The organism is uncultured Pluralibacter sp. (assembly GCF_913775985.1).
Taxonomy (GTDB): Bacteria; Pseudomonadota; Gammaproteobacteria; order Enterobacterales; family Enterobacteriaceae; genus Pluralibacter.
Window position 1 is genome coordinate 1 of sequence record NZ_CAJYMB010000082.1, and the last position, 7,950, is coordinate 7,950.

The following is a 7,950-nucleotide window of genomic DNA, read 5'->3' on the forward strand; positions in this document are numbered from 1 at the left end:
TTCGATTACATTGAAGTGTTCTACAACCGGGCCCGACGCCACAGTCATCTCGGCGGCGTCAGTCCGGAGGCCTTCGAGCAGGCCTCGTCGTGAGGACAGGATTTGTCTACTGATGTGGGGTCAGTCCGCATAGAAGCGTTATGAGCGCCGTTAATACAGAAATAACCGCCAAACTCGCTGCATTGAACCAGATTCATATGCCTATAAATGATCACATATGGTCACTCCAACGATTGGGCTTAATATGTGATTATAATGGTATCGATATGAGCTGCATCGTCACAGGGGGCCGTTACTCCCAGCCTGACAACGAAGAATTATATCGTGTTGACCGCTCACAGGATAACCAAGTGCAAGTAAATGCTTATAATGACCGCATTGCAACGGTTGTTGGCCGACTTTGACAAAAGCTTATAAAAGTTATAGGAATTTTCGTAGTGTATTATACTACTGTAGCATTGATTCCTGCTATATAGCTCCAAGAATCAGAAAGTTAGAATTTGGTGGCGCTTGCAGCCAGCTCCACCACAATTCTCCATCGGTAATTACCAGAGTCACCCGATGAAGTCCTAAGGCCCGCCCTGCAGGCTTTTTTATGACCTCAGGTTGTCCCACAAAGTCAGAAAAAACTAATTAAATCCGAACCTTTTAGGCAACTCGTAAAGACATAATTTTTCCGTGGTTCCTAAAACTATGCTTACATTGGCTCCTTGCAGTCTCGCGATCCTATTTGCTATGGTCATAAACAAACCAAACTGAGGGACTGTGCATGGATACCACAGAGCAACTTGGCGGTACTTACTTTTATGGCGGCTTGACTAATCTGCCTCCAGGAGAGCTTTTCTTCTGGATCATGGTCGATGTAACCGCAGAGCATTTTACTGGGGCTAAGGATGTTATTGCTGCAGTAGCCGTTTACAGCGGTGCTAACTTATTGACAGTTCCCGGTAAATTCGGTGGGGCAACAAAAGGGACTAGCTATGCATCTAAATTCTCAAGAAAAATGCTGAAAGACACCATGCTACCGGTAAAGTTGCCTACATGGATACATTCTCCTACGCAAGCTAACCCGTTCAGAATAAAAAAAATCATGACGATGCGGCTCGCGACTTTCACCGGGCGAACCATTCCTGTTATTGGCTGGATTATCCTGGCTGCTGATGTTGCGCAGATAACTTACGAATCAGTATCCCGATATAACCTCATCGTAAGAAAGGAAGACAAACTGTGGTAAATAATAATATAGAAGAAGCCGTATTTTCTCTAATCGAGAAATATAATGCCCCAAGTATTTTCTCATTTCGTCGCTTCAAACTACAACATAATACGGATCTAAACAATGATTTTCGCTTGGATCCATTAGATGCATATGACCTTCTGGAGAAATATACAATTGAATTTAATATCAACCCACTCGAAATAAACTTTGAATACTATTTTCCCGATTTCGGCGATCCGGAAGCCCCCTTGACCATTCAACTGTTAATAGACTCCGCAAAAGCTGGCCGTTGGCTGGGGAAATAAAATCTACTTACTTATCAGCCTATTAGGAATATCACTTCATTTTACAGAGCAATCAAATTTACACTAAAACCTGAGGCATGTAGGCTACTTTATTATACAGAACCAAATTTTTACAAAAAAATAACGACTATAAACAGATCGGCTCTGGCTCTTACAGGAGTATCTTCAATCGTAAAAGGGATACAGATAGGCAATACAACGCATGAGGTCAAAGAGCAATAATCATTTGTTTTTTAAGTAAAATTTGTAAGCTTTCAAGGCCATTGGAAAAGGTGTCAGCTTGTAAATCACAATTAAGAGAAATAAGATTATTATTGGGTAAGTGAAGTCATTTTTTTCAAAATTCAAAAACCAAAAAATAGCAATTATAAAAGCAATAACAACACCTATGATACCACCCCAAAACCGCTTTCTTAGATCGTTTAACAATGTAAAGTAAGTGTCATTTTTATTTTCCGGTCTCGTCAAAATTTCACTCAACCGTGATACTTCTTTCTCAGTAAATCCGTATTCGCTTAACTCACTTTCTGTGATTTCTTTCTTCATATCTAACTCTCAAAATTGTACGCAGTAACAAAACTATACCAATTCTTAAAAATTTTATGAAGCACGCTCTTTCCTCTAATGAGCCATCGCATATAACTTATTAATATACATATATTTTATTTATTTTTTCATCGTACCTTTAGTCCAATTTTGATTACTGCTTCTCATGTCCTTTTCATTTTCAACTTGTTATTCCTGGTATTTAATACCCGTCTCGGTAGAGTTACCATAGCGATATTGAATCTACCAATAGCGGATCCTCGACTAAATACCGAAACTCTCAGCCATAGATAACACACAACAAGCAAAATAGATTATATCCTATTTCTACAGGTTAAAAAGAACACTAATCACTGATGTCAACCACCAGTAACAACATATCACATTATAGCCAGTCCTCTAATTAAACAAAACCACACATAATTCATAAAAAACCACAAACACCCCGCCTAACAACCCTTACCAAAAACATCAAAACAATCGCCAAACCAATATTAGTCACAACAATCGCCATAAAAGAAACAGGATCCGTTCCATATTCATAATTCTCTGCCAGATACCTCCCACAACATTGATAACTATAATCAACAGCCTTCAACATTAATTTGTTCAGCGGCATCCCATAAATCGTGAGCAAACAAGACACAATAAAGCAGGTAATGAAAACAAGGCTCTTTTTAACGTATATTACAGTTCGCAAAATCACTTTCCCCATAAACATGCAGCTTTTCTTGTCTACATGCAGCATAAGGGTTTTGAAAAAAATTTTAAGCTCCATTCGGAATCTTTAAGTTCTTTTAAGCAATACTCAAATTCCCCTCAAACCTACTTCACCGCTCACATCCCCACCAAAAACGTGCCCCCCATCACACATTCCCACACCCTTTACGCGGTATAACCCTTACATTTATCACACAAATAAAATATCTACGCGTTCAGGATGAGCATGCTTCACATTTCCGTTTTACACCCGATCCTCCAGCCACTCCGCCTCGCCTGCCGCGCCCTTTTGCCTCAAAACACGCAATGGAGCCTCCCCCATGAACATCAATTTTTTCGTCACCTGCATCGGCGACGCGCTGAAGTCGCGGATGGCGCGCGACTCGGTGCTGCTGCTTGAGCAGCTCGGCTGCCGGGTTAACTTTCCGGAAAAGCAGTGCTGCTGCGGCCAGCCGGCGATCAACAGCGGCTATATCCGCGAGGCAATTCCCGGGATGAAGAACCTGATTGCCGCCCTTGAAGAGAATGACGACCCGATTATCTCTCCGGCTGGCTCCTGCACCTATGCGGTTAAAAGCTACGCGGGCTATCTGCAGGATGAACCGGAGTGGGCCGCGCGGGCGGAGAAGGTTGCCGCCCGCATGTTCGATCTGACGTCGTTTATCGTTAACCAGCTCGGGGTGGTAGATGTCGGCGCGCGGCTGCCGGGCAAGGCGGTGTATCACCCTTCCTGCAGCCTGTTTCGCAAAATGGGCGTTAAGGAGGAGCCGCTGACGCTGCTCGGCCACGTTGACGGGCTGGAGCTGCTGCCCTTTGCCGACCAGGAGACCTGCTGCGGCTTCGGCGGGACGTTCTCGGTCAAGATGGCGGAGATCTCCGGCGAGATGGTGAAGGAGAAAGTGGCGCACATGATGGATGCCCGGCCCGATTACCTGATTGGCGCCGACGTGAGCTGCCTGCTGAATATCGGCGGGCGCCTGCAGCGCGAGGGGCGTCCGGTGAAGGTGATGCACATTGCCGAAGTACTGATGAGCCGCTGAGGGAGAAACAACATGTACTTAAAAACCAGCGATACCGATTTTAAAATCCGCATCCGCCAGCAAATTGACGATCCGGTGATGCGCAGCGCGGTGGCCAACGCTCAGGAGCGCATCGGCGCTAACCGCCAGAAGATGGTGGACGAGCTGGGCCACTGGGAGGCGTGGCGCGAGCGTGCCAGCCAGATCCGCGAGCACGTGCTTGATAATCTGGATGCCTACCTCTATCAGCTGTCGGAAAAAGTGACTGAGAACGGCGGCCACGTCTACTTCGCCAAAACCAAAGAGGACGCCACCCGCTACATTTTGCAGGTGGCACAGGCGAAAAATGCCAAAAAAGTGGTGAAGTCGAAGTCGATGGTTACCGAAGAGATCGGCATGAACCACGTCCTGCAGCAGGCGGGGATCGAAACCATCGAAACCGATCTCGGGGAGTACATTCTCCAGCTCGACAGGGATCCGCCCTCCCACGTGGTGGTGCCCGCCATCCACAAAGATCGCCACCAGATCCGCCGGGTGCTGCACGACACGCTGGGCTACGACGGCCCGGAAACGCCGGAGGCGATGACGCTGTTTATCCGCGAGAAAATCCGGCAGGACTTCCTCACCGCCGAGGTAGGCGTCACCGGCTGCAACTTCGCGGTGGCCGAAACCGGCTCGGTGTGCCTCGTCACTAACGAAGGCAATGCCCGGATGTGTACCACCCTGCCGAAGACGCATATTGCGGTGATGGGGATGGAGCGCGTTGCCCCGACCTTTGAAGAGGTGGACGTGCTGATTACCCTGCTGGCGCGCAGCGCGGTGGGCGCCCGGCTGACCGGCTACAACACCTGGCTGACCGGCCCGCGGGAGGCCGGCAACGTAGACGGCCCGGAAGAGTTCCACCTGGTTATTCTTGATAACGGCCGCTCGGCGGTGCTCGGGTCGCCGTTTCGCGAGGTGCTGCGCTGCATCCGCTGCGGAGCCTGCATGAATACCTGTCCGGCTTACCGCCACATCGGCGGCCACGGCTACGGCTCGATCTATCCCGGCCCCATCGGCGCGGTGCTCTCCCCGCTGCTCGGCGGCTATGACGATTTTAAAGATCTGCCCTACGCCTGCTCGCTGTGCACCGCCTGCGACAGCGTCTGCCCGGTGCAGATCCCGCTCTCTAAACTGATCCTGCGCCACCGCCGGGTGATGGCGGAAAACAGCATCACCCCGAAAGCGGAGCAGCGTGCCATCAAGATGTTTACCTACGCCAACAGCCACCCGGGTCTGTGGAAAGTAGGAATGGTGGCGGGCGCGCACGCGGCAAGCTGGTTTATTAAAGGCGGCAAAGCGCCCTTCAACATCGGCGCTATCGGCGACTGGACGGAAGCCCGGGATCTGCCCGAGGCAGACGGCGAGAGCTTCCGCAGCTGGTTTAAGAAACATCAGGCAGAGGGAAAAAAATCATGAACAACCGCACGGCATTTTTAGATACCCTTGCCAGATCGCTGGGGCGCGAGCCGCGCACCGAACCCGTACCGGCCCCCGCGCCGGTGAACGACTATCCGCAAACCCGCCTGACCGAATTAACGGCGCAGGAGCGCTGCGACGCCTTTATCGACTTTGCCTCTACGGCGATGATGACCCACTGCGAGCTCACCAGCCCCGCCGACGCGCCGCACGCCGCGCTGCGCCTGTGCGAAGAGTACGGCGGCGGCCCGGCAATCGTCAGCGGCGACGCTCGCCTGGCGGAGCTGGGGATAACCCGGCGGCTGCAGGAGGCGCTCGGCGCGGCGGTATGGGACCCGGCGCTGGGCGAGGAAAACGTGCGCCTGGCGGAGCAGGCCAATGTGGGCGTAGTGTTTGCGGAGTACGGGCTGACGGAATCCGGCGGCGTAGTGCTGTTTTCTGCCCCGGAGCGCGGGCGCTCCCTGAGTCTGCTGCCGACGTCCTGCATCACGGTGCTGCGTAAAAGTACGATCCTGCCCCGGGTTGCGCAGCTGGCGCAGATCCTCCACCGGCGGGCGCAGGCGGGAGAGCGGATGCCGTCCTGCATCAACATTATCTCCGGCCCCAGTTCGACGGCGGATATCGAGCTTATCAAAGTGGTGGGCGTCCACGGCCCGGTGAACACCGCCTGCCTCATTATTGATGACTGCTAGCGGCCCCGCGCGGCGCCGGGTACGGCGTCGCGCTATTTCAGCGCGGAGAGAATTTGCTTCAGGTAGGGCACCTCATTCATGTAGTGAAGCGCCACCGCCAGCAGGCCCAGCACTATCCACAGCATAATGAAGTACACCGGGGTCTTTTTTGAAAAGTAGGTGGCGTAGCGGTAGCTGGTGTAGCTGTAGGGCTTATCGTCGAACAGCGGTGCGTCGTCGCACACGGACCCGATTTTCAGATCTGCGGTAAACAGCGCGTCCTGCTTGCGCTGCCAGTGCTCGATAATCTTGTAAGTCGCGCGTATGGCGGGCCCCACAGAAAGAGAACTCATTACGCCAAATATCGACAAAATCACCGGCGCCACCAGGGTAAAAATATCGCCCCAGCGGGGATTGAGATTGCCCATGCAGGAAGCGTAGGCAATGATCAGAAACGACTGCGCCGCCAGCAGGGCATTATTCCTGGCCGCCAAGGAGTTGATTTCATGGTGGATTTCACTGCGATAAAAGGCGAGCCGCTCTTTGGCGTGCGGAAAGATTGAAGGTTCGTCGTCGTCGTTAATTTGCATGGGGGCCTGTTCATCACGCGCCCGCGGGCGAAGGGCGGTTATTGGTTAGCGGACTACTGATAATGAGTCTGGCATACATTACGCAGCGTGCGGTGAAAAAACGCGCGTTCAGGCGGGAGAAAGTTCTGAAAAACCCGGCGCGGGGGCCGGGTCAGTACACATTCGATAGGTCGGTTTAGCGGAACAGTTCCCGGACGCGCTCTTTGCCCAGTCCCACTTTTTCGTAGTGCGCTTCGCACATGGCGATATAGTCGTGAACGTCAAAATAGCCGTCCGGCTTGCCCTCTTCGTCCAGCCAGATAAGCGGGCCGTGGACAATAAAGAAGGCGCGCATCGGCTCTTCGTGCTCAAAGGCCACCAGCGTGTGCCCTTCACCCGGGGTTTCAAACACGAAGTCCCCTTTGGTAGCGGTCCACTCGTGCTCCAGATAGCCCCACTTTCCGGAAATGGTGTAGGCAAAAATCTCGTGCGGATGATAGTGGCGGTTGACCAGCCCGGCTTTGGTGGCCATCAAAATGTCGCTCCAGCGATTCTCCGACGGGGAGATCCACAGCGGGCGGGAGGAAACAGTGTCGGTAAAAGGGGCGTACAGCCGCAGATCGTCGCTGGCCGCATCTTTAATATAAGCTTCGGGAAGCGCGTCGGGCTTGAACGGGTTAGTTATCGGAGGAATATTCCGCCAGAACTCGGCATTCGCTTTTTCAACCATTGTGACCTCGCCTGTCATCTAGTGTTATGTTGTAATAACGTAACACCGGATTAATATATGCACAACATTAAAGCTACAATTGTGCGTTATTCCACCGCCTGCCCACGTTCGCCAAAACGCCACCAGACGAACAGCGCCACCAGCGCGATCAGGCTCAGTACCGTGAATGCGGTGGAAAACGAGTAGCGCCCCGCCAGTACGCCCGTCAGCCCCGGGCTAATGGCCGCCCCCGCGCCCTGCAGCAGCATCACCACGCTCTGCCCGGCGTTGACGTGCCCGCTGCCCTGCAGCAGGGCCACAATAAAGCTTGGCACCACCACCCCCAGGATCCCCGCCGCGAGGCCGTCGAGGGTCTGAACCGGGATCATCATCAGCGCGTCGCCATTGCTGGCGGCGAGCCCTGCACGCACCGGCATCACCAGCAGCGCCACCAGAATCAGGCGCCAGTAGCCGTAGCGTTCGAGGTGCCGGGCAGTCCATATCGCGACCGGGATCATTACGCCCTGGGAGATAATCACCGTCGCCGCCGCGTACAGCCCGGGATTGAGCCCGCCCGGCATTGCAGCAACCCGCATACTGAGCATCGGCAGCAGCGCCGCGTTGGCGAGGTGGAACAGCATCAGGGTCAGCGCCACGATCGTCAGGCCGCGATTTTTGATCAGCACAGAAAAGTCGGGAATGACGCGATCGGCCCCGCCCTCGATCCCGCGGGC

General features: G+C 52.8%; 10 protein-coding genes and 1 pseudogene. 6 read left to right on the plus strand and 5 right to left on the minus strand.

Annotated elements, in window-relative coordinates:
- The 3 genes from QZ766_RS08685 to QZ766_RS08695 all read left to right on the plus strand — a co-directional run.
- Nucleotides 1-93 (plus strand): IS3 family transposase (locus tag QZ766_RS08685; RefSeq protein ID WP_297200309.1); only part of this gene is annotated, 93 nt, incomplete at its 5' end.
- Between the two features lie 676 nt (nucleotides 94-769).
- A complete protein-coding gene (locus QZ766_RS08690; protein WP_297200282.1) occupies nucleotides 770-1,234 on the plus strand; it encodes an STM2901 family protein in 465 nt (154 codons plus the stop codon).
- On the plus strand, nucleotides 1,228-1,524 hold the full coding sequence (locus QZ766_RS08695) for a DUF1493 family protein (protein WP_297200285.1): 297 nt from the start codon (nucleotides 1,228-1,230) through the stop codon (nucleotides 1,522-1,524). The genes QZ766_RS08690 and QZ766_RS08695 overlap by 7 nt, the downstream gene beginning before the upstream one ends.
- 222 nt (nucleotides 1,525-1,746) lie before the next feature.
- On the opposite strand, the gene QZ766_RS08700 is transcribed toward QZ766_RS08695, so the two are convergent.
- On the minus strand, nucleotides 1,747-2,070 hold the full coding sequence (locus QZ766_RS08700) for a hypothetical protein (RefSeq protein ID WP_297200288.1): 324 nt from the start codon (nucleotides 2,068-2,070) through the stop codon (nucleotides 1,747-1,749).
- Nucleotides 2,071-2,494: 424 nt separating this feature from the next.
- On the minus strand, nucleotides 2,495-2,848 hold the full coding sequence (locus QZ766_RS08705; RefSeq protein WP_297200292.1) for a hypothetical protein: 354 nt from the start codon (nucleotides 2,846-2,848) through the stop codon (nucleotides 2,495-2,497).
- Between the two features lie 262 nt (nucleotides 2,849-3,110).
- On the opposite strand from QZ766_RS08705, the gene QZ766_RS08710 reads away from it, so the two are divergent.
- The 3 genes from QZ766_RS08710 to QZ766_RS08720 are packed head-to-tail and all read left to right on the plus strand — an operon-like array spanning nucleotide 3,111 to nucleotide 5,959.
- A complete protein-coding gene (locus QZ766_RS08710) occupies nucleotides 3,111-3,830 on the plus strand; it encodes a (Fe-S)-binding protein (RefSeq protein WP_297200294.1) in 720 nt (239 codons plus the stop codon).
- Between the two features lie 12 nt (nucleotides 3,831-3,842).
- Entirely contained in the window at nucleotides 3,843-5,267 is a 1,425-nt protein-coding gene (locus QZ766_RS08715; RefSeq protein ID WP_297200297.1) for a LutB/LldF family L-lactate oxidation iron-sulfur protein, read from the plus strand.
- Nucleotides 5,264-5,959, plus strand: a complete 696-nt coding sequence (locus QZ766_RS08720; protein ID WP_297200300.1) for a lactate utilization protein C — start codon at nucleotides 5,264-5,266, stop codon at nucleotides 5,957-5,959. The genes QZ766_RS08715 and QZ766_RS08720 overlap by 4 nt, the downstream gene beginning before the upstream one ends.
- A 32-nt stretch (nucleotides 5,960-5,991) precedes the next feature.
- Here QZ766_RS08720 and QZ766_RS08725 read toward each other — a convergent pair whose 3' ends face one another.
- The 3 genes and pseudogenes from QZ766_RS08725 to QZ766_RS08735 form a co-directional block, all read right to left on the minus strand.
- On the minus strand, nucleotides 5,992-6,528 hold the full coding sequence (locus tag QZ766_RS08725) for a hypothetical protein (RefSeq protein ID WP_297200303.1): 537 nt from the start codon (nucleotides 6,526-6,528) through the stop codon (nucleotides 5,992-5,994).
- 175 nt (nucleotides 6,529-6,703) lie between these two features.
- Nucleotides 6,704-7,237, minus strand: coding sequence for a 2,4'-dihydroxyacetophenone dioxygenase family protein (locus tag QZ766_RS08730; RefSeq protein ID WP_297200306.1), 534 nt, complete (start codon nucleotides 7,235-7,237; stop codon nucleotides 6,704-6,706).
- 86 nt (nucleotides 7,238-7,323) lie between these two features.
- Nucleotides 7,324-7,950, minus strand: a pseudogene (locus QZ766_RS08735) (MFS transporter); the annotation flags it as partial.

Bases quoted from the DNA above. Each gene is read 5' to 3' on its own strand.
- QZ766_RS08705 (WP_297200292.1), bottom strand. From the start codon at position 2,848: ATGGAGCTTAAAATTTTTTTCAAAACCCTTATGCTGCATGTAGACAAG.
- QZ766_RS08690 (WP_297200282.1), top strand. From the start codon at position 770: ATGGATACCACAGAGCAACTTGGCGGTACTTACTTTTATGGCGGCTTG.
- QZ766_RS08715 (WP_297200297.1), top strand. From the start codon at position 3,843: ATGTACTTAAAAACCAGCGATACCGATTTTAAAATCCGCATCCGCCAG.
- QZ766_RS08720 (WP_297200300.1), top strand. From the start codon at position 5,264: ATGAACAACCGCACGGCATTTTTAGATACCCTTGCCAGATCGCTGGGG.
- QZ766_RS08725 (WP_297200303.1), bottom strand. From the start codon at position 6,528: ATGCAAATTAACGACGACGACGAACCTTCAATCTTTCCGCACGCCAAA.
- QZ766_RS08710 (WP_297200294.1), top strand. From the start codon at position 3,111: ATGAACATCAATTTTTTCGTCACCTGCATCGGCGACGCGCTGAAGTCG.
- QZ766_RS08700 (WP_297200288.1), bottom strand. From the start codon at position 2,070: ATGAAGAAAGAAATCACAGAAAGTGAGTTAAGCGAATACGGATTTACT.
- QZ766_RS08730 (WP_297200306.1), bottom strand. From the start codon at position 7,237: ATGGTTGAAAAAGCGAATGCCGAGTTCTGGCGGAATATTCCTCCGATA.